The organism is Dethiosulfovibrio russensis, from assembly GCF_021568855.1.
GTDB classification, from domain to species: domain Bacteria; phylum Synergistota; class Synergistia; order Synergistales; family Dethiosulfovibrionaceae; genus Dethiosulfovibrio; species Dethiosulfovibrio russensis.
On the sequence record NZ_JAKGUG010000006.1, the window covers coordinates 68,728 to 94,327 of the forward strand.

Consider the following 25,600-nt stretch of genomic DNA (forward strand, 5'->3'; position numbering starts at 1 on the left):
TTAATTCTCCTCTCTCATAAGCTCCAGCAGCTTGAGCTCCAGTACCTGGTTGGGATCGAAGTCGTCTATCTGCATGTAGTAGGCCGCGCTGTCCAGCATGGCGGCTACCGGGATCATTCCGTATACCTCGGTGCCGTTTACGGTGACTCCCCAACGGGCCGCCTCCATACGGATGAATTCCAGGGCCCTGTATATGGCGGTTTTGTCGTAGTCGACTATGTTCATGCTGACCTGGACCATACCCTTGTCTTCCAGGGCGAGTCCGATTCCCTTGACGGCGGTGAAGCCTCCGCCGGAGGCGCGGACCCTCTTGCCTATGGTCTTGGCGATCTCGACATCGGTGGTGTTGAGGTTGACGTTGAAGGCGACCAGGAATTTACGGGCCCCTATGACCGTGGCTCCTGCGGTGGGATGCAGCTTGGGCTCTCCCAGATCGGGATGGCGTTCGGGCTTAGTTATCTCTTCCTTGAGGCCCTCGTACTGTCCTTTTCGTATTACCTCCAGTCTGGTGCGGTCGGGGCGGATCGCCGCGTCCTCGTAGTAGTAGACCGGGACGTTCAGTTCCTCGTGGAACCTTTTTCCGAAGGAACGGGCCAGCTCGACGCATTCATCCATGGAGATGCCGCTGATGGGAGTAAAGGGTATGACGTCGATGGCCCCCATGCGAGGATGGGCTCCTTTGTGGGTGTTCAGGTCTATGTTATCAACTGCGACCTTGGATGCTGCCATCACGGCGTCGGAGATCGCCTGAGGCTCTCCGGCCAGGCTAACCACCAGACGGTTGTGGTCCTCGTCGGCTCTGTAGTCAAATAAATAGCAGCCTTTCTGTTCTTTGAAGGGTTTCACTATAGACTCGATGACGTCCTGTCTTCTGCCTTCGCTGAAATTGGGTACGCACTCGATCAACTGTTTTGCCATGGTTTTCCCTCCTGATATTTTAGGGCTCGATCTCTACAAGGATCGCCCTATTTTTCTAGCCGCTTCTTGGAGCTCCTCGAGCAGCTCTTCCTCTCGTCCGTCGAAACTGGTCGCCAGACCTGCTATGCCCAGTTGCGCTACGAAAGAACCTTTAGAGTCGAACAGAGGCACGCTGATGTCCCCTGCGTGTTCGATCCATTCCTCTTTGCTTATGGCGTAACCTCTAAGTCTGATCTCGTCGATATCTCTTCTGAGCTTGGCCGCTTTTTCATACCCTGATTTGTGCAGTATTTTCTCGCGAGCTTCCTTTCGACAGTAGGCCAAAAGAATTTTTCCGGTCGCTCCCGATTGAAGGGGGATCTTCATTCCCTTGTGGGCGACGAATTTAACCGACATGGTCGGTTCCACCGTGTGAATGCAGAGCCCCTCTTTACCTTCCATGACGCTCATTATGGAGGTTTGGGAGGTTTTTTCCACCAGGTTGCGCATTACGGGGTCGGAGATTCGGATAAGTTCGTCGTAGAAGGATACGTTTCTATGAAGAAGAAAAAACTTTATTCCCGGGCGATATTGGTCGGTGTCTATGTCGCGGTAGATCCATTCCTGTTCCTCCAGAGAGGCCAGAAAGCGGTGGACGGTGCTTCTGGGAATATCGGTCTCCCTCTCTATATCCCTTATGCTTAGGTTGTGCTGGGAGGAGCAGAGCAGGTCCATTATTCTCGCTACTTTCCCGACGGCGTCCAGCCTCTCTTTGCGTTCTGTCATGAGGACCTCCAAAAATGGGACAGATTGTCTCAAATGTGACTACCCATAAATTAGCCCATTCCCGATATCTTGTCAATAAGGACGGTCTGCCAAAAAGCCCGGACCTTTAAAGGTCCGGGCTTTTTCTTGGAGAGGTTCGTCTCGTTTGTACGTTTTTATCTCAAATTAGAATATAAACAGCGATCCGATCATTGCGAAGATGATTAGTATGATGTTGTAGTGCAGGAAGGTCGGTACGCAGGTGTCCCAGATATGGTCGTGCTGTCCATCGGCGTTGAGTCCCGAGGTCGGCCCGAGGGTCGAGTCGGAGGCCGGAGATCCTGCGTCTCCAAGTGCCGCGGCCGCAGCTATGAGGCAGACCGTCGCGGCCGGAGAAAATCCCAGTTTTATGGCCAGAGGGCAGTAGATTGCGGCTATTACCGGAATGGTGCCGAAGGATGTTCCGATGCCCATCGTGACCAGAAGGCCGACCGTAAGCATGAGAAGGGCTCCGTAGGCTTTACTGCCACCTACCATTCCCACGACGCTTTCGACCAGGAGGTCGACCGCCTTGGTCTCCCTTATGACCGAGCCGTAACCGGCCGCTACGAGCATGATTATCGCTATCATGCCCATTATGCCGAGGCTGCCGGACATGACCTCGTCCAGACTCTTCCACTTAATCGCACCGGTCGCGACCATTATGCCCAGTGCCGCTACGGCACCCAGGGGCAGAGAGCTGGTCTTGAGCTGGATGACGAAGGCTACCACGACGGCGACGAGGGTCATCCAGTGGGAGGTGGTCATGTGCTCGGGTATTTCCTTGACGTCCTCCAGACCGGCCACAGGCCTGTCCTCGTAGTCTCTGTCCTTGTTGTAGGATATGAATATAGCGACCAGAAGGCCTATGACCATTCCCGCCCCAAGTATCCAGGAGGAGTGCCATATGTCTCCGCCAGCCATGGTTATGCCGTTGGCTGTCATCTCCCTGGCGATGATCCCATGGAAGATAAGTCCGAATCCCGCGGGAAGCGCGATGTAGGGAGCCTTGAGGCCGAAGGTCAATGCACAGGCTACCGCCCTTCTGTCCTGCTTGAGCTTGTTGAACAGTCCGAGCAGGGGCGGAATCAGTATGGGGATGAAGGCTATGTGGACCGGAATCAGGTTCTGAGAAAGACAGGCTACACCGGCGATGATGAGGAGCAGCATGTGTTTTTTATCCTTGACCACCTTGGTCAGCTTGACGCTGAGAAGGGAGGCCAGTCCGGTCTTGCTGATGGCTACCGCCAGGGCTCCGAGGAGGACGTAGCTTAACGCCGTCTCGGAGTTACCGCCCATTCCACCTATGAGGACGCTCATGGTCTCGCCTATAGGTATTCCTGCGGTTAGCCCCGCCACCAGGGCGGCGATTATAAGCGCTAATATCACGTTCAGATTGAGAAGACACAGGACTATCATGGTGCTGACTGAAAGTACCACGGGATTGAGCAATAGCATGGTGACGTCCCCCTTAGTCTTTTTTTCTTTTTGAGACGAACCGTATAAGAGTCACCGTAGAGGTGTCTCGTTCCAACGTCATCGTGCCGTTCTTTGGTCTGTACTAGGCCAGTTCTCCCACTGCTTTCTCGACCGCTTCCACCAGGGCGCCGGATTTCACGACGGAGATGGCCTGGTCCATGAGGGGATAGAGGAATACGTCCTTTTCTATGTAGGGAACTTCCTCCCGGAATCTATCGTAGGCCGCCTTGGTTCCCTTACCAGGGGTCAAAGGCTTGGAGAAGTCTATTCCCTGGCAGGCGGAGAGTATCTCTATTCCCAGGACCTTCTGGACATTCTCCAGTATCCTGGTTCCCTTGAGGGAGGCCCAGTATCCCATGGATACGTGGTCTTCCTGGTTGGCCGAGGTAGGAATGGAGTCTACCGAAGCGGGATGGGCCAGTGTCTTGTTTTCCGATACCACCGCCGCAGCTGTGTACTGGCTGATCATGAAGCCGCTGTTCACGCCGCTGTCGGCGATGATGAAAGGGGGCAAACCGTTGGAGAGGCTCTTGTCCACCATCCTGGAGACTCGACGCTCGGAGATGCTTCCCAGCTCGGCCACCGCTATGCCGAAGAAGTCCATCGGAAGGGCTATGGGCTGACCGTGGAAATTGCCTCCGCTAATGACTTCCTCCGAATCGGGGAAGATGAGCGGGTTGTCTGTGACGGAGTTCATCTCCAGCTCGATGGTCTCCTTTATGAAACGAAGGGCGTTTCTGCTGGCTCCGTGCACTATGGGGATACAGCGAAGAGAGTAGGCGTCCTGTACCCTCTCGTGTTTGAACTTCTCCACGATCTGGCTGTCCTGGATGAGCTTTCTTATGTTGGAAGCCACGTCGATCTGTCCCTGATGGGGTCGGATGGCATGGGTTCTCTCGTCGAAAGCGTAGGGTACTCCGTGAAGGGCCTCCACCGAGAGGGCTCCGGCTATGTCGGCGGTCTTCGCTACGGTAAGGGCGTCCCAGAGAGCCATAGCTCCCAGTCCGGTCAAGGCGGCTGTTCCGTTGTTGAGGGCCAGTCCCTCTTTAGGATGGAGGTGTATCGGTTTGAGTCCGGCCTTGCTCATCGCCTCCAGGGCGGACATGCGAACGCCTTTGTAGAAGACGTCTCCCTCTCCTAGCATCGAGACCGCTATGTGCGAGAGGGGGCAGAGGTCTCCACTGGCTCCTACCGATCCCTGAGAGGGGACGTGGGGGATGATGTCCAAGTTGAGGAAGTTGACCATCTGGGTGAGGGTCTCAAGGGTGATGCCCGAATGTCCGGCTGTCAGTCCGTTGAGCCTTAGTAGCATGATAGCTCTGACGGTCTCAACTGGAAGAGGATCTCCTACTCCTACCGCGTGGCTCCTCAGGAGGTTCTCCTGAAGAAGTGTGCATTTCTCCCTGTCGACGTTCACCGTAGCCAGATCTCCGAATCCGGTGGTGACACCGTATATTATCCTGTTGTCCTCCACCCATTTTTGGATCAGAGACGAGGCGTAGTTGACCTTTTTGATGGCCTCTTCCTCGATCTCTACGGCATAACCGTTTCTCGCTACGTTGACAAGGTCCCTTAGGGTCAGGGAGTGACCGTTGATTTTAACGACATTGTTCATTTTGCTTATTGCCTCCCCTAAGTATTTGGTATAGTGGCCATTTTACAAAAACAACACAACGAAGTGATCCACTTGAACCATTCTAGCATCTGTTTTTTCAAACTGTCAAATAAAACCTGAATTTACCCTACAATTTCATCGCATCGGTAGGTAGCTATCTAGATGTTGGGATATCTCTCTACTGCGAGAGACGGATAGAGGGGGCGTTCTCCGTAAAATATTATAAAGAGAGGGGCGATCGCGTTTGCGATCGCCCCTCTCTTTATATTTTTTCTATTAGCTATCTTTCCCAACGTCTCCGGCCTTGCGAAGGTTTGGTATTTCTTTCCTGATTTTGCGAAGATCCGTCCATGAGTCCCCATTTGGAGAGTTTGTTGGCTCCGTTGCCGTTCATCCTGTCTGCAGCGAGAGGTCCTAGCTCTACCTCCGTGTGGTTGTCTCTCATGCGGATATTCCCGATCTCGTTCCTGTCCACGTCGAGGGCCTGACAGACGGTCGCTAGGATTCTTCCTACGGACCAATCCTGATCTATCCGTCCCTTCGACAGTTTTATGGATTTGGCTCTTCCACGGAAAGAGCTTCTATTGCCTCTGTTTTCGTTCCGTCTCGGGGATCTACTCCGGTCTCTCCCGGAGAAGCGGTCCCCTCTGTCCCTGCCGGAGCGGCGGTTTTCGAGCTCGTTTTGAAGGGATTTTCTGAGGTCGTAGCCGTTAGGTAAGCCGTTGACGTAACTTTCCAGCAATCTGGCTACCAGGTCTCTCGGGGCCATCATCTCCAGAAGCTCGTCCGCCCAGGCCTGGATCTCCTGATCCGGCTCGTCTCCGCCCAGAAGTGCGCTTTCTCTGAGTCCTCTCTGCGCTTTGGCTATTTCGGCCACATCGGGTACATTGGCCCATTTAAGGTCCATCGACGAAGCCCGGAGCATAGCCTTGAAACGGCCTTTCTCCCTGGGGGTCAGTACGAGGATGTTTCTGCCTTCCTGACCGGCTCTTCCGGTTCGACCACTTCTGTGGACGAAGGTCTCCAGGTTGTCCGGCAGACCTATCTGTATGACGTGAGACACTCCCTGTACGTCAAGTCCTCTGGCTGCGACGTTGGTGGCCACCAGGTAGGGGATTCTTCCCTGCCGAAAGGCGTTCATGACGCTGTTTCTCTCCAGCTGACTCATGTCTCCGTGAAGGGCCGAGGCTGCGAACCCCTCTTCCTGAAGCCGCTCCATTGTCTCAACCGTTCCAGCCTTGGTGTGGCAGAAGATCAAACCCATCTCGGGGTTTTCCCAAAGGAGTACGTTCACGAGTCCTTCCTGTCTCTTCCCGGAAGGGACAAGATAGGCCCTGTGGGTTATATCCTCGTGCTGGTCCTCGTCGTGGCATAGGGTTATCCAGCTGGGAGAGTCCAGGTATCTTTTCGTAAGGGAGGCAACTTCGTCCGGCATAGTAGCGGAAAAGAGCCATGTCCTGTGGGGATCGGGCAGGGTGTTGAGGATAGCCTCTATGTCGTCTCTAAAGCCCATGTCCAACATAGTATCTCCTTCGTCTAGGACGATGGTCTGGATTGTGTCGGTCTTGAGGGTCTTTCTCCGTATGTGGTCCATCGTTCTGCCAGGGGTTCCGACTACGAGGGCCGAGCCTCTTCGGAGGTCTTTTATCTGGCGCTCCATGTCCATGCCCCCGACCAGAGATGCGGTGGTTATTCCCATGTATTTGCCTATCCATTCGGCTTCTCCTGCGATCTGCTGGGCCAGCTCCCTGGTGGGTGACAGTACCAGTATCCTAGGGGTAGCTGTTTCCCGGGGCAGTTCGTTCAGAAGGGGAAGTAGAAAACCAAGGGTTTTCCCGCTTCCCGTACGGGCCTGTACGACCAGGTCTCCGTCTCTGTTTTCCGATTCCAGGACCTTTTCCTGTACCGGCATGGGCGAATCGAATCCCTTTGCGGCCAGTGCGTTCAGCAGTTCTTCTCTAAGTTCGTAGCGATCAAAAGCGGTTGCGGTTAAAGTGTTACCCATATCGTTCCTCCTCAGTGGGTCGACACGAAACGTCTTCGTCTTCACCACCGATGACAACAACGTTTCGCTTCCTCTCGACACATGAGGAAGCATTATCCTAGTGTGTCCTCCGATTGTCAAGGCGATTTGTAGCGATAGGACGTGTCTTTTTGCATCTTTCATATTAAAATGAACGAGTATGCCTAGGTTTAGGTTCGAAAGAGGTGTTTTCATGAAGCGTTGGCTTGCAGGTGCCTGCAGGCTCCTGGGGACGGTTTACGTTCCGGAGGAGGTTATGGATCGTCCAGGGGAGTTTTTGTTGCACATATCCGACACACCCTCCTCCTTTTTTTCCGATCTCAGGAGGATCATATCTAAGATCAGGCCGGCCTGGGTGGTCCATACGGGAGACCTGGTGGATCAGATAAAACTGGAGGTCTATCCCGCCCGTATCGAATGCTATAGAAATAAACTCAGGACTCTGTCCAAAATTTTAGATGGTGCAGTGGCCAGAGGGGACTTTCAGGCCATGATATGTATGGGAAATCACGACGATCTTTATTCGGTGAAGGAGATGTTTCCTCATTGCCATATAGCGGAAGGCACCGGTTTTTTCTCCTCTTCCGGATGGCATTTCGTCGTTAGCCACTATTCCTGGAGGATTCCCGATCTTCCTGATATGGTGGGGCTATGCGGACACGATCTGTCCTATCCTTCCGGGGAGATTCGCTGTCTCAACGGCATAGAGGATATACATTTGTTTTCGTTGAAGACTGGAGGTGTTTACAGGATCCCCTATCCTGGATACATAGACGATCAGAGGCAACTTAAAAGAAGGATAGGTCTTTAGTGAGGAGGTATGACGATGTTATCCATAGTCAGGAGTGGCCCCAGGGTCGTGAGAATGGAGGGAGATGTCTCCGAGATACTTCATTGGCTGGAAGGAGGTTTTTCCTTTTCGGAATCTCCCAGGGAGAGGGTGTTCGACGGTATAGGGGAGGACAGCACGGTCTTGGTCCTGGGGGAGAGAGGCCGCGAAAGGTATGTCGCGGTGGACAGCTTCCCCGACGTGATTTTGGCGGCCATGTTGACCGAAGGGGTCTGTTCGATGATCAAGTCGGTAAGACGGCTCCCTCGGTCGATCCTTTTCAGGGTTCACGGGGACTATCGACCGGTTATGGAGGAAATCGCCGAGGATTTCGGCGGACAGATATCGTCTTTGGAGTCTATATGGGATTGGGATTCCGACAGCGGGGTCATAATATCCTTTACGTCCAAATCGCTTGCTAGACCCTTGACCATGGGCGACATGGAGAAGGACGTTGTCCTGGTCTCCATGCCTCACGAGACACTTCGAACCAGGCTTCGTCGCAGGGCCATGTATCTTTTCAACAGGAGCATGGAAAAGTCCGAATGGAGACAGCTGGAGATAAGGATATACGATGCTTTCGGCAGGTACGGATTGCACGTGGAGCGTCTTACCAAAGCCTTGGACGATCTGGAGTTGGGATTGCTTGTAGGCGAGGGATGGGGTAAGGATTACGCTCATATCCTCATGCCGGTGTCGGTCTACTGCATCAGACTTTTCTCCTTTTTCGACGCCAAGGTGGTTAAGAAGGCCCTAGTCGGTTTGGAATACGTCGAGGGAACCGATCGATTCGCCGATTTTGATCTTTACGAGACGAAGAGAAAGATCAGCTGGACCGACGTGGCGGCCGGAGCCTACTCCGATAGAAATTCCATGGGAGCCGCCATGAGAGAGGAAGTAAGGGCGATGCTGGAGCCGGATCAGATAGAGGAGCTGGATCGCCTGGAGGCGGAGATACTGGCTTGCGCCGAACCGTCCAAGGGAGAAAAACGCTGGCATTGACTTTTATGGTAAGGTTTACGTGAGGGTTTTTTGTTTTTATCGTTCAAATCGCGATAGCGGAGAGAGGTGTTTTTATGTCCTACGAGGTTTTAGCTATAAACCCTGGTTCTACCAGCACCAAGATAGCCTGGTTCGACGATGGTTCAGAGAGGTGGTCCGAGACCGTTCGTCACGACGCGGATAGAATAGCCTCTTTCTCGAAGACCGCCGATCAATATCTTTTCCGTATGGAGACGATAGAAAAAGCGGTGGAGGCCAAGGGCAGTTCTCTGGACGATCTCAGTTGCGTGGTAGGCCGGGGAGGGATAATAGATCCGATTCCCGGAGGAACCTACGAGGTGGACGAGGCGCTTTTGGAGAGGTTGAGAAGCGGCAAGCCCTGGGACCACGCTTCGAACCTGGGAGGGATCTTGGCCGACGCCATAGCGTCTTCGAGGGGCATTCCAGCTTTCATAGTGGATCCGGTCTCTGTGGACGAACTGGACGATCTGGCTCGTCTGAGTGGCTTGCCCGAGCTGCCAAGGATCCCCTTGAACCATGCTCTGAACGTAAAAGCCACGGTTCGAAGGGCAGCGAAGGATCTCGGCGTCGACTGGCAAAGCAGTAAGTACGTCGTGGTCCATATGGGAGGCGGCATGACGATCTGCGCCCATAGCGATGGCAAATTGATCGATTTCAACAGCGGGAACGATTTCGGTCCCTTCTCTCCCGAGAGAGCCGGAGGCATGCCGGCGGGGGACCTGGTAGGACTCTGTTTCGGAGGAAAGATCCCTATGTCCGATCTCAAAAAGAGGTTGGCTGGCAAGGGTGGGGTCTTCGCCTATCTCGGCACCAGCGACATGAGGGAGGTATCAGAGAGAGCAGGCTCCGGAGACAGGGAGGCGGAGCTCGTCCGAAACTCCATGTCGTTTCAGATAGCCGGAGCTATCGGCTCTATGGCGGCCGCTCTTTCGGGAGATGTGTCGGCGATTCTCTTCACGGGAGGGGTAGCATACGACAGCGAGTTCGTCGCCTCCGTTCAGAGAAGGGTCCAGTGGGTAGCCCCCTGTCTCGTCTATCCCGGAGAGGGAGAGATGGAGGCCCTTGCGGAGGGGGCCTTGAGGGTTTTGAAGGACGAGGAGAAAGCCAGGTCCTATGCAGATACGGTGAAAGGAGTTCTGTGATCTATCGTGAAAAATCTGGATTTTTTGTTCGACGCTTGTACCGATTCGGGGGTGAAGAAAATAGCCGTGGCCTGTCCTTATGGAGAGGACACTTTGGAGGCCGTCTGTGAGGCCCAAAGGAGAGGTTTTGTCCAGGCGATCCTCGTGGGCGATTCCGATAGGATAAGGGCCAAGGCTTCCGAGCTTGGGCTTTCTCTGGACGGTTTCGAGATCGTCGAGGAATGTGACGATTATTCCGCCACAGAGAGGACGGTCAAGCTGGTCTCTTCCGGGAAGGCCGATCTCCTCATGAAGGGACTGGTCAAGACCGCTACTTTGCTCAAGGCGGTATTGAACAAGGAGTGGGGACTTCGGTCCGGAGCTTTGCTGTCCCATCTGGTATTCGTAGAGGTTCCACCGTTGGGCAGGGTTTTAGGTATAACCGACGGCGGGATGAATATGTACCCGAATCTCAGCGCTAAGGCGGAAATCATAAAGAACGCCGTAGGATGCTATCATTCTCTCGGGGTCGAGTGCCCGAAGGTGGCGGTGCTTGCCGCTGTCGAGTCGGTCAATCCGGATATGACGGCCACTATAGATGCCGCCTCCCTTACCATGATGGCCGCCAGAGGACAGATCGAGGGATGTCTCGTAGATGGCCCTCTGGCTCTGGATAATGCGGTGAGCCCCGAGGCCGCAGCAATCAAAAAAATCGATTCTCCCGTGGCAGGAAAGGCCGATCTGCTGGTCGTTCCCGACATAGAGGCGGGGAATCTGGTCGGAAAGACCGCCATGTTCTTGGCCGGTTGCAGGACAGCAGGGGTCATACTGGGAGCTAGGCGTCCTATCGTTATGACCAGTCGTTTCGACTCCATGGATACAAAGCTTCTTTCCATCGCTTTAGGAGCCGCGATTTCCTGAAGAATTTCTCGATACGGTGTATAATGTATGGAGGTTTAGTCTCTCGTTAGGTCCTGAAAGTGGGGCAGAGAGACGTCATATCAAATATCTCAGAGGGGGCTTTTTTTCTCATGGAACAGCTTCGTTCGTTGAGTGCCTTGTTGGAGTACGCCAAGAAAATCGGTGCGGAGAAGGGCAAGAAAAAGATCAGCGTGGCCAAGGCCGACGATCCCGGTCTTCTGACCGCGCTGGAAGAAGCCAGGGTTTCCGGCATAGCCGATTTCTATCTGGTGGGAGACGAGAAAGCCATAAAGGCGGCGGCCGAAAAGGTCGGAGTCGACATGGCAAACTACGAGATCGTCGATGCCTGTAGCGAACCGGAGATAGCCCTCGAGGCGGTAAAGCTCGTCTCCTCCGGCAAGGCCGATGTCTACATGAAGGGACAGATCCACACTAATCATTTCCTTCGCGGTATGCTCAACAAAGAGGTCGGGCTGCGCAGAGGAAAGAACACCATCTCCCACTGTTACTTCCATCAGGTAAAGGGATTCGACCGTATATTCTTCATCACCGACGCGGCCTTCAATATGTATCCAGATCTCTCCCAGAAAGCTCAGATCGTTCAGAACACGGTCAACCTCGCCAGGGCCTTCGGAGTGGAGTGCCCCAAGGTGGCGGTTCTCGCCGCGGTAGAGGTCGTCAATCCCGATATGCCAGCCACCCTGGACGCCTCCGCCTTGGCTCAGATGAACGCCAGGGGCCAGATAAAGAACTGCATCGTAGACGGTCCTTTCGCCCTGGACAACGCTGTGAGCGAGGAATCGGCCAAGACCAAGGGCATCTCCTCTCCTGTGGCCGGTAAGGCCGATGTGTTCCTGGTTCCCAATATAGATGCGGGCAATATGCTGGCAAAGGCGATCGTCTATTTCTCGGAGAACGAGACCGCCGGAATGATCCTGGGAGCCGCCGCTCCAGTCATCCTCACCAGCAGGGCCGACTCGCCCAGAGCCAAACTGATGTCCATCGCCGCCGCCGTGGTCCATGCGGATTTCGGCAAGTAGTCGGTCATAATAACTATTGTCGAGGGGCCGCCAGTCGGCCCCTTTTCTCGATGTAGGGAGGTATTGTCTGATGCGACTGTTGGCTATCAATCCCGGCTCTACCAGCACCAAGATAGCTCTATTCGAGGACGGGACTCAGCTTTGGGACGACACCCAGAGATACGACTCCGACGTCATAGGTCGATTCCCGTCGGTCGAAGCTCAGGAGGATTTTCGTCTTGACGAGATCAAAAAGGCGTTGAAGGATAAGGGTGCGGAGTTATCCGACCTGGATGGCGTAGTCGGAAGGGGAGGGCTTCTTCGACCCATCCCCGGTGGCACATACAGGGTCAACGAGGCCATGATGGAGGACATGAAAGAGGCCAGATACGGTTCTCACGCAAGCAACCTCGGAGCGGCTCTCGCCAGGCGTCTGGCCGAGGAGGCAGGTTGCCCCGAGAACTCCTTCATCGTGGATCCCGTCGTGGTCGATGAATTGGTCGACGAGGCCAGACTGTCCGGTCTGCCCGAGATAGAGCGTCGTTCCATCTTTCACGCCCTCAACCAGAAGGCTATTGCCAGGACCGCCGCGGACGAGATGGGAAAAGCGTACGAAGACTGTTCCTTCGTTGTCGCTCATATGGGTGGAGGCATATCCGTAGGAGCCCACAGAGGAGGTCGGGTCATAGACGTCAACAACGCTCTGGACGGAGATGGTCCATTTTCCCCGGAGAGGGCGGGAACCCTTCCCACCGGAGGACTCGTAAAGCTCTGTTTCGGGGGAACCGTGACGGAAAAGGAGCTTCGCAAGAAACTGAGCGGAAAAGGCGGTCTGGTGGCCCATTTGGGTACCAACGATCTGCGGGAGGTCCAGAGAAGGATGGAGGATGGAGACGAGAAGGCCGATCTCGTCTTCAGGACCATGGCCTATCAGGTGGCCAAGGAGATAGGTTCCAGAGCCGCTTCCCTGGAGGGAGAGGTGGATGCCATCCTGCTCACCGGGGGGCTAGCCTACTCGGATGTCTTCGTCGATGAAATCCGACGTAGGGTCGCCTTCATTGCCCCGGTGAAGGTATATCCCGGTGAGGACGAGCTGAAGGCTTTGGCCGACGGAGCCTACAGGGTTATGTCAGGTAAGGAATCCCCCAGGGTTTACGAGAGATGAAGATAGCTCTTCTCGAGCCGCTGGGGATATCGGAAAACTCCCTGGAAAGGCTGGCGGCCTCGCTTACGAAGGACGGACACGATTTCTCGTCTTTTCCGAGGTCAGACGATCGAGACGAAAACATATCCAGGCTTTCCGGCGTGGACGTGGCTATCATAGCCAACATGCCCCTTCCCGGTGAGGTCATAGCCGGCGCCGATTCATTGAAGATGATCTCCGTAGCCTTTACAGGGTACGACCACGTCGATATGAGGGTTTGCATGGAAAGAGGCATAACTGTGTCCAACTGTGCCGGATATTCCACCGACTCCGTTGCGGAGTTGGCCTTAGGGCTGTCCGTAGCGGTATGCAGAAACATCCTGCCCTGCGATCGCGCAGTCCGTGACGGTGCAACTAAAGCGGGGCTTCTGGGCAACGAGATAGCCGGCAAAACCGTGGGGATCGTCGGAACCGGGGCTATCGGCTGTAAAGTAGCGAAGATCTTCCGCGTTTTGGGGTGCCCGGTTTTGGCGTATAGTCGAACCGAGAGGGACGACCTCAAAGAGTTGGGAGTGAGCTACGTTACCCTGGAAGAACTTATGGCTTCCAGCGATATCGTGTCGATTCACGTTCCATGCAACGATCAGACAGTCGGCCTGATCGGAGAGGAAAAATTGGCTATGATGAAGCCCTCGGCGATACTGATCAACACCGCCAGAGGCCCTATAGTCGATAACGATCGATTGGCCGAGGCCCTGACGTCGGGGAGGCTTTCCGGAGCCGGGATAGACGTGTTCGACATGGAACCTCCTATCCCTAAGGATTACCCTCTGCTGGAAGCTCCCAACTGCGTTCTTACTCCTCACGTGGCCTTCGCCACTCCGGAGGCGTTGGAGAAGAGGGCCGTTATGGCGTTCGATAACGTCTGCGCCTGGATATCCGGTAACCCTAGAAATCTGGTTTACTGAAAAAGCCGAGCCGGGAGCAGCTGCTCCCGGCTCTGTATTTCCTATCCCTCGATCGCTATCGTCTTTCCCTCTCCGCCTGTCTTAAGCTCGTCGACCTCTATCTTGAGAACTCCGTCGGTGTAGTTTGCCTGTACGGAATCGGAGTCTATCTCGGCCGGAAGGGTTATCATCCTGGCCAGGGATCCGTAGAATCTCTCGTTGTGGAGACAGTCCTCTTCGTCGGTGCAGTATTCCTTTCTCTGTGCCCTGACCTCTATTCTGTCCTTATAGACCTTAAGGTCGATGTCCTCTTTTGAGATTCCCGGAAGGTCCATCACCAACGTGATCTTGCCTTCCTTTCTATAAAGGTCCATGTTAGGGGCCAGTGATCTGTTCTCCTCTCCCCTGAATGTCTCGTCGAAGTCCCTGAACATCGTCCTCATCGCGTTGTCCATGAAGGAAAAGGGATCCATGACAGACCTTCCTGTGCTGCGAGGAACCAAATACCGTCTCATACGATCCACCTCCATAAAGTTATTTGACCTTAGCTGATCTTGGTCCGTGCTTCTATTATATACGTCAGCATTGGTCAGGCAAGGTTGGTCGAGGCTTTATATTTACGTTTAGGGAGAGACAGGATCTCTTATTTTTTGTTTTGAGCTTTTTTCGCAAAAAAACAGGAGGAACCAGCTGGTTCCTCCTGTTTTTACGATTTCGTGATTAGCTCAGCCAGTAGTTTTTGCTCTCCATAGCCATCCGAATACGATGGTCGCGATAATCCCGGCAATTTTCACGGTAAACATAGGCCATAAACAGGCAACTCCTACCACGAGAAATACCGCTCTCTGCCAGTGGTGGATCCTGTGGTTGGTGTAGGCCAACATTGAGTACCCCATGGAGAATAGGGCTCCTATCCCTCCCAAGACGGAGATCACGTTGTTAGTCAATCCGGCGGAAAGCAGCAATCCCTGGTCGTAACAGAATGCGAAGGGGATGATGAAGGCCAATATTCCCAGTTTCATAGCCTGGAAGCCCGTTTTGTTGGGGCTTGCGTCAGCTATGGAGCTGGCTGCGTAGGCGGCCAGAGCCACCGGAGGGGTTATGTTCGATACTATGGCGAAGTAGAACACGAACATATGGGCTGCCAAAGGGTCGAATCCCAGTTTCGCCAGGGCCGGAACTCCCAAGGCGGCGCCGAGTATATAGGCGCTGGTGGTGGGAAGCCCCATGCCGAGCACCAAAGATACCAGTGCTATAAGGATGAGGGCTATGAAGGGTGCTCCGTTGGCGAGGGAGAACACCAGCCCTACGAACTTGAACCCTATCCCGGTCAGAGATACCGATCCGACCACCAGTCCGGCGGCGGCGCAGGCGATGCAGACCACCGGTATGTTCTTGGCCCCGGTGTAGACAGCGTCCAGGATCGCCTTGGGTCCCATCCTGGTCTCTTTGTTGGGCATCGAAACGAGCCAGGCCGCTCCTATGCCTATCACCGCGGCCAGCATGGGAGTGTAGCCAGTCAATAGCAGGTAGATGAGCACAACTATAGGGGACATCATGTAAAGTTTCTTGATGACTACTTTTTTGTCCGGAAGATCCTCCGGAGAGAGCCCCTTCAGGTTGTTTTTAAGGGCTCCCAGATGGACCATAAGCAGAACCGCCGCATAATAGAGCAGGGCCGGAAGGACCGCCGCTATCATTATCGTGCGAAACTGTTCCCCAAGGAAGGAGGCCATTATGAATGCTCCGGCCCCCATGATGGGAGGCATTATCTGTCCTCCTGTGCTTGCTACCGCCTCTACCGCTCCTGCGAAGAAAGGAGGATAGCCGATCCTCTTCATGAGAGGGATCGTGAAGGTTCCCGTGCCGTAGACGTTAGCTACGGCAGCTCCGGAAATGGACCCGAAGAGAGCCGAGCTTACGACCGCTATCTTGGCCGGTCCTCCCGGGGAGGTTCCGGTAAATGCCTGAGCGAACTCCATGAAATAGGCTCCGACGCCGCTTTTTTCCAGGAATCCTCCGAAGATGAGGAATATCATGACGAAAGTGGCGGAGACGCCCAGAGGTATCGAGAATATTCCCTCGTCGATGAGGTAGATTTGCTCTATGACCTCGTGGAAAGAGAAGGAAAGTCCCTTCATTATGCCTGGCATGTAGTTTCCGTAGTACATATAGGCGGTGAAGAAGGCGGCGATGAGCGCCAGTGGCAATCCGACTACCCTCCTAGTGGCCTCAAGCAAGAGCACCGTCAACAGGGATCCCAGTATAAGCTGTGCCGTGGTGACTGGGTCGACCTGTGCCATCCTGTAGGTTATGTCGGTGTAGTTGGCCATGATGTAGATTCCCGGTGCCAGGGAAGCTGCGGCAAGGATCCAGTCGTACCAAGGTATTGAGTTGTCGGTCAATTCCTGGCCTTCTTTTTTGCCTCCTATGGGATAGAGGATGAACGCCATAGGCAGGACCCAGGTCAGATGTATGGCTCTCTGAAGATAGGCTTCGTAGGTTCCGAAGAGAGCGGTGTAGAGGTGGAAAAAACCCATGGCCAAGACGTAAAGGTAGAACAGCTTGGCCGTGGTCCCTTGCAGTTTTCTCATATTGAAATCAACTCTCCTTAAGGGGATGTGTTTCTGTCAAACAAAAAGGCGGGCGACTGTCGTCACCCGCGATCTCGTATCGGTTTGTCTCTCTCTTTACTGGACGCTTTTCCAGAACTTAGCGGCGCCGGGGTGAGCGGGAACTGCTGCCGGAACCGCCGATTCGGGGCTGAGTTCCTGCATATCCTTAACTCCCTTGGCGAGGGTTTCCTTGTTTTCCCATATCAGTTTGGCGAGCTTGTAGGTCAGATCTTCGGATAGATCGTTTCTCACGACGACACAGGTGTAGTCTCCGATGGTCTCCACCGGCTCGGTCACGGATTTGTATATGCCGGGCTCGATGGTGAAGGAGACCGTCCCGAAGGCTTCGGTCATGGCCTGACGGGCTTTTTCGTCTACCGGCAGAATGACTATGTCTGTCTGGCTCTCTATCTGCATGACCACCGAGGCGACTCTGCCTACGGAGAAGGCGAAGCAGTCGATATGGTTGTCAGCCAGGAGGTTGGAGCCGTCGGAATAAGAGGAGAACTCTACCTTTCCTCCCCAGTCGTTTATGGCCTTACGGTAGTTGATGCCGTATCCCTTGCTGAAGACGTTGCGGATGACGAACTCGGAGGACGTTCCAGGCTTCAAAGTGGCGAAACGGACTGGTAGCTTCTTCTCGACGATATCTCCCACCGTCTTTATTCCGTTTTCCTCCGCGAAGTCCTTGCGGACGATGAAGTAGGTGTACTGGGTATAGAGGTTTGCCAATACGGATACGTTGCTAAGAGGGTCCTTGAAGGGAGGTTCTCCGCCCTTGGTCGCGGCTCCCACCATGGATGTGACCGAGAAGCCCATGTCACCCTTGGCCCTGTCGGCATTGACTATATTGGAGACCCCGCCACCGGTTCCGCTGGTGGTGGGCAGTCCGTTCTTGCTCCACATATCGGAAAGAGACCCTCCTAGGGCAAACCAGTTTCCGCCGGGAGGTCCTGCCATGAACCTGAGCTGTGCCGGATCCTCCGCCATGGCCGTACCTACCGTACCCACTATCAGTGCAAGAGCCATCAAAGCTAAAAGAAATTTTTTCATCTTATCCCCTCCTTAAAATGTTTCGTTCCAATCCTTCCCCTGAGGGACGCTATATATATGTACACTAGTTTACTATACTCTAAGCCTTGTCTCTCTGTCAATTCCAAGAGATGAAGTTTGTTTTTTGTATTTGGTATACTAATCGAGGCGTGCTCGATTAGGTTGTATAATCCCGGGAGTACAGGAGGTGCCATATGGTCACGATCTACGGAGGAGCCGCTCCGGCTCCGGATTTGCCCGATAGGATAGTCGATGGAACCTCGATCAGGTTGCCCGGCGTCGGAAGGGTCACGGTGTTGGTCTTCTTCAATGCCATGAGCGATGACGATCTCTCCGTCGTGGACGGACTGATGAGGCTCAGAGAGGAGGACAGGGATGCGGTCGATCTGATAGGGGTCCATTGTCCCCGTTTTCCTGCCGAAAAGGAGTCTCGTCGAATTCTGTCCGTCCTCGACTGTGCCGGTATAGATTTTCCGGTTTACGACGATTCCAGGAAGAACATAAGGAAGGCCTATCTCATAAATAGGTGGCCCTCCACCGTGGTTGTGGACCCCACCGGCGCTTTGACCTGGGCCAGGGAAGGGATACTGCCTCCTGAGTTGGTCCGTCCCGTCTTAAAATCCATGGGGAGGACCGCCAGGGTAACAGGTGATCTCCGTCCCGGGGCACAGCAGAGGTTTTTGTGGAGCGGACGGAGCTTTTTGCCCTTGCGTCTGGCTGTAGAGGGGGATACCTTGGCCGTGTTGGACGGCAGGGAGAGGAGGCTCCTCCTTGCCCAGCTGGATCCCGATGGAAGATCGGCGGTGCTTAAAAGGTCTATTCCTATGGACCGTCCCGGATTTAGATCCTGTCCAACTGGGTTTTCGATCGATCCGGAAAAAATCTACGTCGCCGACAGGGGGGCCGAGACCGTTAGGATCTTCGACCGAAACGGAAGGGAGATTTCCTCGTATTCGGGAAAGCCTTCAAAGTCCAATCTGGTGGGCCCCAGATCTTTTGGAGCGGTCAGAGACGTGGTTTGCCGTGACGATATGTTATATTTGGCATCGCCCGGCACAAGGCAGATCTGGGTTCAGTCCATGTCTGGAGGAGGGGCGAGGCCCTTTGCGGGAAACGGAGGAGGCGGGATGGACGACGGCCCTCCTTACACGGCGACGATGGGGCAGCCGGAGGCATTGCTGTCATACGGTAATCTGCTTTTCTTCAGCGATAGCGGCTCTTCCTCTATAAGGTGTATCGATCCATCTACGGGAAAAATTACGACCTTGATAGGGGAGGGACCGTCTCTTTACGGATGTAGGGACGGGATCGCCTCGAGAGCCTTACTACAGAGGCCGTTGGGGATGTGTCTATCCGGAGGCTCCCTTTATATAGCCGATAGCTACAACGACAGGATTAGGGCCCTGGACGTAAGAACTATGGAGGTCTCGACCGTATATGGTGACAGAAGATGGCAGAGACTTTTCTCTCCGTCGGACGTGGCGATCAGAGACGGTGTTGTGTATGTGGCCGACCTCGGCAACGGTCGGGTGGTCGCTTTCGACGAACATAGAGGAGAACCGGAGGTCCTTAGGATATCCGGTATATCCTGATGGCGGATTTTTTAAGGAGTTGATCGAATGGCATCCGGTAGCAGGTCTATCCCGGTCAGGTCGGAGATAGAGAACAGTTATAAATGGGATTTGAGCTCTATATACGGTGGAATAGAGGAGTGGGAAAACGCTTGGCGAGGGGTCGCTGAGTCTGTAGAGCCTCTGGAATCCTTCTCAGGAAAGTTGGGAGACGAGGCTTCCTGTCTTTTGGGGTGTCTTAAGGAAATAGACAGAGTTAGCCTGGAGCTGGGAAAGGTTTTCGTCTATGCCACGATGAAAAGTCACGAGGATGCGTCCGATGGAGAGGCGAAAGCCATGGCCGATAGGGCTATGGCACTCCACGTAAGGTTCTCTACCGCGTTGGCTTACGTGGTTCCCGAGATCCTCGGAATCGAGGAGTCGAGACTTGCCTCGTTTTTCGACGACTTGCCCGAGTTGGAGATGTACAGATACCATATAGAACAGATAATCCGTAAGAAGACTCATGTTTTGAGCGCCAGGGAGGAGGAGCTCCTCTCGGGAATGGGCGAGATAGCCAATGCCCCTGAGCTTATTTTCTCGATGCTCACCAACGGAGATATGAAATTCCCCTCGATCCAGGATGAGAGTGGGGAGCCCGTCGAGCTTTCGGAGGAACGCTACTATCGTCTCATAAGGTCCAAGGACCGTTCTGTCAGAGAGGGAGCCTTCAAGGGAATTCACGATACCTACGGAAGCTTTCGAAATACCTTGGCTGCCTCGTTCGGATCTGCCGTCAAGGAGAGCGTCTTCGACGCCAGGGTGCACCGATATGGATCGAGTCGGGAGGCCGCGTTGGACGGAGGTGACATCCCCCTGTCGGTTTACGATAATCTCATAGAGGCCGTCAGGGAGGGCCTGCCTCTGTTGCACGACTACGTATCGTTGCGAAAGAGCTCCCTAGGGTTGGACGAGCTCCATATGTACGACCTTTACGTTCCCATAGTGGAGGAACCGGATGAGGATATATCCTGGGAAGACGCCAAGAAGACGGTGCTGGCCGGGCTGTCTCCTTTGGGGGATGGCTATCTGGACGTTTTGAAAGAGGGGTTCGATGGACGGTGGATAGACGTCTACGAGAGCCAGGGGAAGAGAAAAGGAGCTTATTCTTGGGGTAGCTACGGGACCAATCCCTTCGTATTGCTCAACTACAACGGCACCCTAAGGGACGTGTTCACCCTTGCTCACGAGATGGGGCATTCCCTGCATTCCTGGCATTCCCATAAGTTCCAGCCCCCTGTTTACGGCGATTACACCATATTCGTCGCCGAGGTAGCCTCCACCACCAACGAGGTGTTGCTCATGGAGCATATGTTGGAGAACAGGCCTAAGGACAGGTCTTTCCTCTTGAACTATTATCTCGAGCAGGTTCGTACGACGGTGTTCAGGCAGACTATGTTCGCCGAGTTCGAGCTGAAGGTACACCGTATGGCGGAGGAAGGAATCCCCTTGACACCGGAGACGTTGTCATCCCTCTGGGGAGAGCTCAACAGGGATTATTACGGTCCCGATATAGTGGTGGACAAGGAGATAGAGGTCGAATGGGCCAGGATACCTCACTTTTACTCTCCCTTCTACGTATATCAGTACGCTACTGGCTATGCGGCGGCCACCGCCTTGGCCGAGGGGATTCTTACCGGGGGAGAACCGTCGCGAGAGAGATATATAGATTTTTTGAAGAGCGGAAGCTCCAAGAATTCCATAGATTTGCTCAGAGGGGCCGGAGTTGATATGACGAGCCCCGAGCCTGTTCGGTCGGCCTTGAGGCTTTTCGGGGAGAAGATAGAGGAGCTAAGGAAGATTTCGGTATAGAATAGGCCCGTTCGACGAAAACTCGAACGGGCCTATTCTTTAAAGTTGTCCGGTGGCGGAGAGGACTCCCTGAGCTATGAGAGCCGATCCGATATATGTTCCCACGAAGACGAATATGGCGACCACTACTATCCGCCAGCCGGTTTTCTTCAGCATGTCCAGGTCCTTGCCGATGGATAGTCCGGCATAGGCCAGAATGGGGGTGGTCAGGGACAGAAAACTGACCTTGCCTACCCAGGCGCTGAGCTGGGCAGAGCCGGGGAATCCGGGGTATGTCACGATGCAGCCTATCAGGACGATCCAGGCCACGCTGGGTATATTTCCCGGGACGACGTTTCTCATAATCACTCCCGCTACGCAAAGGGCTAAAAGGAATATCATTCCCGGGAGGGATTCTATTATGCCGTTGTGGAAGCCTACCAGGTTGCCGACGAGGCTCATTACGGCAACTATTACCAATACCGCTATGGTTTCGGAGATTTTCATCCTATTCGTCTCCCTTCCTGACGAATCGTTCCGGAGCAGTTCCGTATTTGGCTTTGTAGGTTACCCTGTACAGCCATTCCGACATGGGTAGGGCCATCCATAGGGACATGTAGAGTCCGTCCAATCCGGAGAGCATGTTGCTTGCCGCGCCGAGTGCTTGCAGTTCCCCGGCTATGTCGGGGAACATGGCCGACAGAGATCCTACAGATGCGGTCATCATGCTGGCGCTTCCGACCCCTGACGCCATCGCCAATGCCTTGGGGCTGATGGGCAGATAAGCGGCAGCTGTGGTGGCCATCAAGCCGTAGAAGATGGTCCCGAAAACGGTGCCGCATATGTAGACGCCCATGACTCCCTGTCCCTCTGGACCGTCCAGGCCGTAGATATCCCCTATAAGGGCTACGTTAGGCTCTCTGGCCACGGAGTGGGCTGCTCCGATGGCCTCTCTCTTGAGACCTAGGAACACCGCCAGAGGAATTCCAAGCATCAGGGTCGCAAGGTTGCCGAATTCCTGAAGAATAAGGGCTGGACCGGACTTGATTATGGCAGGAAGGTTTGGACCTACCAAGGTGCCGTATCTTGCCATCAGGAGCATCAAGGTTACTCCGACTAGGCTTCCAGCGTCTACCATGTCCTTCTGCTTGACCACCTTCAGGAACTTGGGTCCCATGAGAGAGCCTATGATCAGAGCGTAGAGCATCGGCAGCAGTACAAGTGTTCCTGGGCCTATCTTAAAAGAGTGAATACCTATAAATTCGCTTACCACGACCAATATCAGCACGATGGCGTGGATTTTGACGTTTTTTATGCCTTCTTTCAACTTCGTCCCTCCTCGATCGATTCCACTCCGGGATCCTCCTTCAAGAGAAGTACCCCTGCAACGTCTCCAGATATTCCTGCTTGGTCATCAAAGGTCTGTATCCGTCCAGTAGATCCCTCCCTTCAGTAGCTCCGTTTGCCAGCAAATCGACTATGGTCATGGCCATTATCTTGGCTGGAACTATCACCGCTGCCTGATAGTCGTGAACGGTAAAGTCTTTGGAGTGAAGAGCTCCTGATACTCCGCCTGTGTAGGGGTGTATGGCCGGCATTATGTGGCATATGTCTCCCATGTCGGTGGAAGCGTTGAAGTGACCTACCCTCAGAATTTTCGAATCGGGCAAGACTGATCCGGCGTTTCGAGCGAATACGTCGTTAAGCCTGCTGTCGCAGGCCAGAGGTAGGTATCCCGGTATTGTGTTTATCTCGGTCTTGGCTCCTACTGCGTCACCTCCGGCCCTCAGCGCCCTGTCGAACTTTCCGTGGGTGTCGTCTATGCTCTTCAACGTCTTGCCTCTTACATAGGCTTCCATTCGAACGTCTGCCGGGACGCTATTGACAGTGTCTCCACCCTTGGTGATGATGAAATGGAGTCTGACGTGGTCGTCGTCCCTGAAGGTCTCTCTCATGGCGTGAGCTCCGTTTATTCCCAGCACCGCGGCGTTGAGGGCGTTTATGCCCTCGTCGGGAGCAGCGGCGGCGTGAGTAGCCTTCCCCAGGTACCTTATCGTCTTGGCCACGAAGCCGTTTCCGGTCTCTCCTATTCCGATGGAGGGCTCTGGCATATCCGTTCCGGCATGGACCATCATGGCCATGTCTATATCGTCGAACGCTCCTATCCTGATAAGTTCCTGCTTGCCTCCTAGAAAGCCTATTTCCCCTCTGGTTCTCATGTCGCTTCTCTCGCCTATCTCGATGAACTCCTCGGCGGGGACTGCGAAGAAGGTGACGTTACCACCTAGGTGTCGGGCCACGTCGGATTTAGCGAAACCGGAGGCTACAGCCATAAGGGTGCCTATCTGAAGGTGGTGCCCGCAGGTATGGCTGGCGCCGGTCTCACGGTTTGCCTTAGGGCTGTCGGAACAGATTATTCCGTCTAATTCCCCTAAGACGGCTACGTTGGGGCCAGAGGAGTCCTCTTTGAGTTTGGCCTTCACTCCGGTTCCGGCCAGCCCTTCCATCGGGTTTAGGTTCAGCCCTTTCATGAAATTGGCCACCTTGACGGAGGTCTTGTGTTCTTTGAATCCCAGCTCCGGTTCCATCTCTATATCCTTTGCCAGGGATATGACTCTCTCCGCATCACTGTCTATAGCTTCGCATATCGATCTTTTTATGGAATTCAGTTCCAAGAGAGATCCCTCCTTTTTTCTCGCAGGTTCTGGCTTTTCTGCGTCGACTTGCAATACTATAGCACACTGAAGCGAAGGTGTATCCATAAAAGGCTGAAAAGCTAGTCGACTTTGTCGCTAATGTAAGGGAGGATTTTATTTTTTTATGGGAGACCTCAGGAACTTCAATAATAGATCTCTTCTTGTCCTATAGGCTTTTTGTTATAATAGACGAAAGTCTGTCGAGGAGTTTGTTCAGAATAGCTTTACCTTGACGGTGAAAGGTGGTTTTTAAATGACTATCGATGGAGCAGAGGTTATACGCCAGGTGGATCCGGAGATATCCGAGATTATCTGTGAGGAGGCTCGTCGCCAGGAAAGACAGATAGAGCTTATCGCCTCGGAGAATTTCGTCTCTCCTGCGGTATTGGCCGCCATGGGGTCGGTTCTCACGAACAAGTATGCTGAGGGATACCCTGATAAGAGGTACTACGGAGGTTGCGAGATCGTCGATAAGGCGGAAAAGCTGGCCATAGAGAGGGCCAAAGAGCTTTTCGGTTGCGATCACGTGAACGTTCAGCCCCATTCGGGGAGCCAGGCCAACATGGGTGTCTATTTCTCCGTGCTGGAGCCGGGGGATACGATTCTCGCCATGAACCTGTCCCATGGCGGTCACCTCACTCATGGTTCACCGGTGAACTTCTCCGGCAAGCTTTACAACGTGATACCCTACGGAGTCGACAAGGAAACCGAGACCATCGATTTCGACGAGGTCCGCCGTCTGGCCAAAGAGCACAACCCGAAGATGATCGTCTGCGGCGCCAGCGCCTATCCCAGGGAGATCGACGCGGAGAGGTTTCGTGAGATTGCCGACGAGGTAGGAGCCTATCTAATGTTCGATATCGCCCATATAGCCGGGTTGATAGCCGCGGGATACCACAAGGATCCGGTTCCCTTCTGCGATTTCGTGACCACCACGACCCATAAGACCCTCAGGGGGCCCAGGGGCGGTATGATAATGTGTAAGGCCGAACACGCCAAGAAGATCGATTCGGCGATTTTCCCGGGGATGCAGGGTGGTCCTCTGATGCACGTGATAGCCTCCAAGGCGGTGTCTTTCGCCGAGGCTTTAAAGCCGGATTTCAAGGATTATCAGAGGCGAGTTATCGAGAACGCCTCTATTCTTGCGAAGGAATTGAAAAAACGTGATTTTCATCTCGTCTCCGGCGGAACCGACAACCATCTCCTGCTTTTGAACCTTACCAGTAAGGGAGTAACGGGAAAGGCCGCCCAGTTGGCACTTGACGAGGCGGGGATAACGGTGAACAAGAACACGGTTCCCTTCGAGACCCTCAGTCCCTTCGTGACCAGCGGAGTAAGGGTGGGGACTCCGGCAGTTACCACCAGGGGATTCGGCCCGGACGAGATGGTAAAAATCGCCGATTGGATAGGTAGGGTGATCTCCGATGTCGAAAACCCCTCTAATCTGGAGGCGGTAAGAGCCGAGGTTCTAGATCTCTGTGGATCTAAGCCCCTTTATCCGGGGCTCTGTAAATAAGATATAGGTTAGGTAAAAAGGGGGGAGCCGGAGCGAGTTTTCCGGTTCCCCCTTGGCTATGGTACACTGTGATCCGGTGTTAAGAGGCCTCTTTCGGGCATGCTGAAAAGGTGGTTATGACGATGTCGAAAATAGCCTGTATGATGGGAGCAGGCGCTTTGGGAGCTCTCTGCCGGTATGGTCTGGGAGGGTGGGTTCAGGAACGTTTCGGAGGAACCTTTCCTCTGGGGACGATGGCTGTTAACGTTATAGGGTGTCTGATCTTCGGGTTTCTGTGGACCTTGGCCAACGAACGTTATCTTTTGTCCGGTCCTTTGGCCTTTATGGTCTTGACCGGTTTCGTTGGATCCTTCACGACTTTTTCAACCATGACCTTCGAGGGTTTCCGGTTGTTGTCTTCCTCCGCAGTCGGTGCGGCCCTTTTCTACCTTTTTGGAAGTCAGCTCCTGGGCATCGGTGCCGCTTGGGGCGGTGTCGTCCTGGCTAGGTTGCTCTGA

22 protein-coding genes are annotated in these 25,600 nt (G+C 54.1%); 11 read left to right on the forward strand and 11 right to left on the reverse strand.

The annotated features are described in order from the left end of the window. From ftcD to L2W48_RS08245, 5 genes are all read right to left on the reverse strand, one after another. Entirely contained in the window at positions 1–918 is a 918-nt protein-coding gene (gene ftcD, locus L2W48_RS08225) for a glutamate formimidoyltransferase (RefSeq protein ID WP_236100024.1), read from the reverse strand. 33 nt (positions 919–951) lie between these two features. Then, positions 952–1,683: an IclR family transcriptional regulator gene (locus L2W48_RS08230; RefSeq protein ID WP_236100025.1), complete on the reverse strand. Its 732-nt coding sequence runs from the start codon at positions 1,681–1,683 to the stop codon at positions 952–954. A gap of 165 nt (positions 1,684–1,848) precedes the next feature. Beyond that, the gene (locus L2W48_RS08235; RefSeq protein ID WP_236100026.1) at positions 1,849–3,159 is read right to left on the reverse strand and encodes a Na+/H+ antiporter family protein; all 1,311 of its coding nucleotides are present in this window, start codon (positions 3,157–3,159) and stop codon (positions 1,849–1,851) included. A 103-nt stretch (positions 3,160–3,262) separates the two neighbouring features. Beyond that, a complete protein-coding gene (hutH, locus tag L2W48_RS08240) occupies positions 3,263–4,795 on the reverse strand; it encodes a histidine ammonia-lyase (protein ID WP_236100027.1) in 1,533 nt (510 codons plus the stop codon). A gap of 280 nt (positions 4,796–5,075) precedes the next feature. Further along, positions 5,076–6,800 (reverse strand): DEAD/DEAH box helicase, encoded by a 1,725-nt coding sequence (locus L2W48_RS08245; protein WP_236114916.1) that lies wholly within the window; start codon positions 6,798–6,800, stop codon positions 5,076–5,078. A gap of 211 nt (positions 6,801–7,011) precedes the next feature. Between L2W48_RS08245 and L2W48_RS08250 the strand changes: the two genes are divergently transcribed. From L2W48_RS08250 to L2W48_RS08280, 7 genes are all read left to right on the forward strand, one after another. After that, positions 7,012–7,629, forward strand: coding sequence for a metallophosphoesterase (locus L2W48_RS08250; RefSeq protein WP_236099715.1), 618 nt, complete (start codon positions 7,012–7,014; stop codon positions 7,627–7,629). A 15-nt stretch (positions 7,630–7,644) separates the two neighbouring features. After that, positions 7,645–8,649, forward strand: a complete 1,005-nt coding sequence (locus L2W48_RS08255) for a hypothetical protein (protein WP_236099714.1) — start codon at positions 7,645–7,647, stop codon at positions 8,647–8,649. Between the two features lie 74 nt (positions 8,650–8,723). Beyond that, positions 8,724–9,812, forward strand: coding sequence for a butyrate kinase (gene buk, locus L2W48_RS08260; RefSeq protein WP_236099713.1), 1,089 nt, complete (start codon positions 8,724–8,726; stop codon positions 9,810–9,812). A gap of 6 nt (positions 9,813–9,818) precedes the next feature. Further along, the gene (locus L2W48_RS08265; protein ID WP_236099712.1) at positions 9,819–10,712 is read left to right on the forward strand and encodes a bifunctional enoyl-CoA hydratase/phosphate acetyltransferase; all 894 of its coding nucleotides are present in this window, start codon (positions 9,819–9,821) and stop codon (positions 10,710–10,712) included. Between the two features lie 110 nt (positions 10,713–10,822). Then, positions 10,823–11,752: a bifunctional enoyl-CoA hydratase/phosphate acetyltransferase gene (locus tag L2W48_RS08270; RefSeq protein ID WP_236099711.1), complete on the forward strand. Its 930-nt coding sequence runs from the start codon at positions 10,823–10,825 to the stop codon at positions 11,750–11,752. 70 nt (positions 11,753–11,822) lie between these two features. Beyond that, complete coding sequence (gene buk, locus L2W48_RS08275) at positions 11,823–12,896, forward strand: butyrate kinase (protein ID WP_236099710.1); 1,074 nt, start codon at positions 11,823–11,825, stop codon at positions 12,894–12,896. Next, positions 12,893–13,843, forward strand: a complete 951-nt coding sequence (locus tag L2W48_RS08280; protein ID WP_236099709.1) for a 2-hydroxyacid dehydrogenase — start codon at positions 12,893–12,895, stop codon at positions 13,841–13,843. Before buk (L2W48_RS08275) ends, L2W48_RS08280 begins: the two co-directional genes overlap by 4 nt. A gap of 41 nt (positions 13,844–13,884) precedes the next feature. Here L2W48_RS08280 and L2W48_RS08285 read toward each other — a convergent pair whose 3' ends face one another. The 3 genes from L2W48_RS08285 to L2W48_RS08295 form a co-directional block, all read right to left on the reverse strand. After that, complete coding sequence (locus L2W48_RS08285) at positions 13,885–14,337, reverse strand: Hsp20/alpha crystallin family protein (RefSeq protein ID WP_236099708.1); 453 nt, start codon at positions 14,335–14,337, stop codon at positions 13,885–13,887. 210 nt (positions 14,338–14,547) lie between these two features. Beyond that, positions 14,548–16,416 (reverse strand): TRAP transporter permease, encoded by a 1,869-nt coding sequence (locus tag L2W48_RS08290; protein ID WP_236099707.1) that lies wholly within the window; start codon positions 16,414–16,416, stop codon positions 14,548–14,550. Positions 16,417–16,512: 96 nt separating this feature from the next. Further along, positions 16,513–17,490, reverse strand: a complete 978-nt coding sequence (locus L2W48_RS08295; RefSeq protein WP_236099706.1) for a TAXI family TRAP transporter solute-binding subunit — start codon at positions 17,488–17,490, stop codon at positions 16,513–16,515. Between the two features lie 194 nt (positions 17,491–17,684). Here L2W48_RS08295 and L2W48_RS08300 point away from each other — a divergent pair, with 194 nt between their 5' ends. Together L2W48_RS08300 and pepF are read left to right on the forward strand one after the other, a co-directional pair. Next, positions 17,685–19,082, forward strand: coding sequence for a hypothetical protein (locus tag L2W48_RS08300; RefSeq protein WP_236099705.1), 1,398 nt, complete (start codon positions 17,685–17,687; stop codon positions 19,080–19,082). Between the two features lie 27 nt (positions 19,083–19,109). Continuing rightward, positions 19,110–20,912 carry an oligoendopeptidase F gene (gene pepF / locus L2W48_RS08305; RefSeq protein WP_236099704.1) on the forward strand — a complete coding sequence of 601 codons (1,803 nt, stop codon included), beginning with the start codon at positions 19,110–19,112 and terminating at the stop codon, positions 20,910–20,912. Between the two features lie 39 nt (positions 20,913–20,951). Here pepF and L2W48_RS08310 read toward each other — a convergent pair whose 3' ends face one another. Genes L2W48_RS08310 through L2W48_RS08320 form a run of 3 tightly spaced genes read right to left on the reverse strand, consistent with a single transcriptional unit; the run spans position 20,952 to position 23,566 of the window. Continuing rightward, positions 20,952–21,398 (reverse strand): DUF340 domain-containing protein, encoded by a 447-nt coding sequence (locus L2W48_RS08310; protein ID WP_236099703.1) that lies wholly within the window; start codon positions 21,396–21,398, stop codon positions 20,952–20,954. Between the two features lies 1 nt (position 21,399). After that, on the reverse strand, positions 21,400–22,218 hold the full coding sequence (locus L2W48_RS08315; protein WP_236099702.1) for a DUF3100 domain-containing protein: 819 nt from the start codon (positions 22,216–22,218) through the stop codon (positions 21,400–21,402). Positions 22,219–22,258: 40 nt separating this feature from the next. Then, positions 22,259–23,566: a M20/M25/M40 family metallo-hydrolase gene (locus L2W48_RS08320; RefSeq protein ID WP_236099701.1), complete on the reverse strand. Its 1,308-nt coding sequence runs from the start codon at positions 23,564–23,566 to the stop codon at positions 22,259–22,261. A gap of 274 nt (positions 23,567–23,840) precedes the next feature. Between L2W48_RS08320 and glyA the strand changes: the two genes are divergently transcribed. Together glyA and L2W48_RS08330 are read left to right on the forward strand one after the other, a co-directional pair. Next, positions 23,841–25,103, forward strand: coding sequence for a serine hydroxymethyltransferase (gene glyA, locus L2W48_RS08325; RefSeq protein ID WP_236099700.1), 1,263 nt, complete (start codon positions 23,841–23,843; stop codon positions 25,101–25,103). A gap of 116 nt (positions 25,104–25,219) precedes the next feature. Continuing rightward, on the forward strand, positions 25,220–25,600 hold the full coding sequence (locus L2W48_RS08330; RefSeq protein WP_236116533.1) for a fluoride efflux transporter FluC: 381 nt from the start codon (positions 25,220–25,222) through the stop codon (positions 25,598–25,600).

Excerpts from the sequence above, each read along its gene's own strand:
- ftcD (WP_236100024.1), bottom strand. The coding sequence starts at position 918 with ATGGCAAAACAGTTGATCGAGTGCGTACCCAATTTCAGCGAAGGCAGA.
- L2W48_RS08230 (WP_236100025.1), bottom strand. The coding sequence starts at position 1,683 with ATGACAGAACGCAAAGAGAGGCTGGACGCCGTCGGGAAAGTAGCGAGA.
- L2W48_RS08235 (WP_236100026.1), bottom strand. The coding sequence starts at position 3,159 with ATGCTATTGCTCAATCCCGTGGTACTTTCAGTCAGCACCATGATAGTC.
- hutH (WP_236100027.1), bottom strand. The coding sequence starts at position 4,795 with ATGAACAATGTCGTTAAAATCAACGGTCACTCCCTGACCCTAAGGGAC.
- L2W48_RS08245 (WP_236114916.1), bottom strand. The coding sequence starts at position 6,800 with ATGGGTAACACTTTAACCGCAACCGCTTTTGATCGCTACGAACTTAGA.
- L2W48_RS08250 (WP_236099715.1), top strand. The coding sequence starts at position 7,012 with ATGAAGCGTTGGCTTGCAGGTGCCTGCAGGCTCCTGGGGACGGTTTAC.
- L2W48_RS08255 (WP_236099714.1), top strand. The coding sequence starts at position 7,645 with ATGTTATCCATAGTCAGGAGTGGCCCCAGGGTCGTGAGAATGGAGGGA.
- buk (WP_236099713.1), top strand. The coding sequence starts at position 8,724 with ATGTCCTACGAGGTTTTAGCTATAAACCCTGGTTCTACCAGCACCAAG.
- L2W48_RS08270 (WP_236099711.1), top strand. The coding sequence starts at position 10,823 with ATGGAACAGCTTCGTTCGTTGAGTGCCTTGTTGGAGTACGCCAAGAAA.
- buk (WP_236099710.1), top strand. The coding sequence starts at position 11,823 with ATGCGACTGTTGGCTATCAATCCCGGCTCTACCAGCACCAAGATAGCT.
- L2W48_RS08280 (WP_236099709.1), top strand. The coding sequence starts at position 12,893 with ATGAAGATAGCTCTTCTCGAGCCGCTGGGGATATCGGAAAACTCCCTG.
- L2W48_RS08285 (WP_236099708.1), bottom strand. The coding sequence starts at position 14,337 with ATGAGACGGTATTTGGTTCCTCGCAGCACAGGAAGGTCTGTCATGGAT.
- L2W48_RS08290 (WP_236099707.1), bottom strand. The coding sequence starts at position 16,416 with ATGAGAAAACTGCAAGGGACCACGGCCAAGCTGTTCTACCTTTACGTC.
- L2W48_RS08295 (WP_236099706.1), bottom strand. The coding sequence starts at position 17,490 with ATGAAAAAATTTCTTTTAGCTTTGATGGCTCTTGCACTGATAGTGGGT.
- L2W48_RS08300 (WP_236099705.1), top strand. The coding sequence starts at position 17,685 with ATGGTCACGATCTACGGAGGAGCCGCTCCGGCTCCGGATTTGCCCGAT.
- pepF (WP_236099704.1), top strand. The coding sequence starts at position 19,110 with ATGGCATCCGGTAGCAGGTCTATCCCGGTCAGGTCGGAGATAGAGAAC.
- L2W48_RS08310 (WP_236099703.1), bottom strand. The coding sequence starts at position 21,398 with ATGAAAATCTCCGAAACCATAGCGGTATTGGTAATAGTTGCCGTAATG.
- glyA (WP_236099700.1), top strand. The coding sequence starts at position 23,841 with ATGACTATCGATGGAGCAGAGGTTATACGCCAGGTGGATCCGGAGATA.
- L2W48_RS08330 (WP_236116533.1), top strand. The coding sequence starts at position 25,220 with ATGACGATGTCGAAAATAGCCTGTATGATGGGAGCAGGCGCTTTGGGA.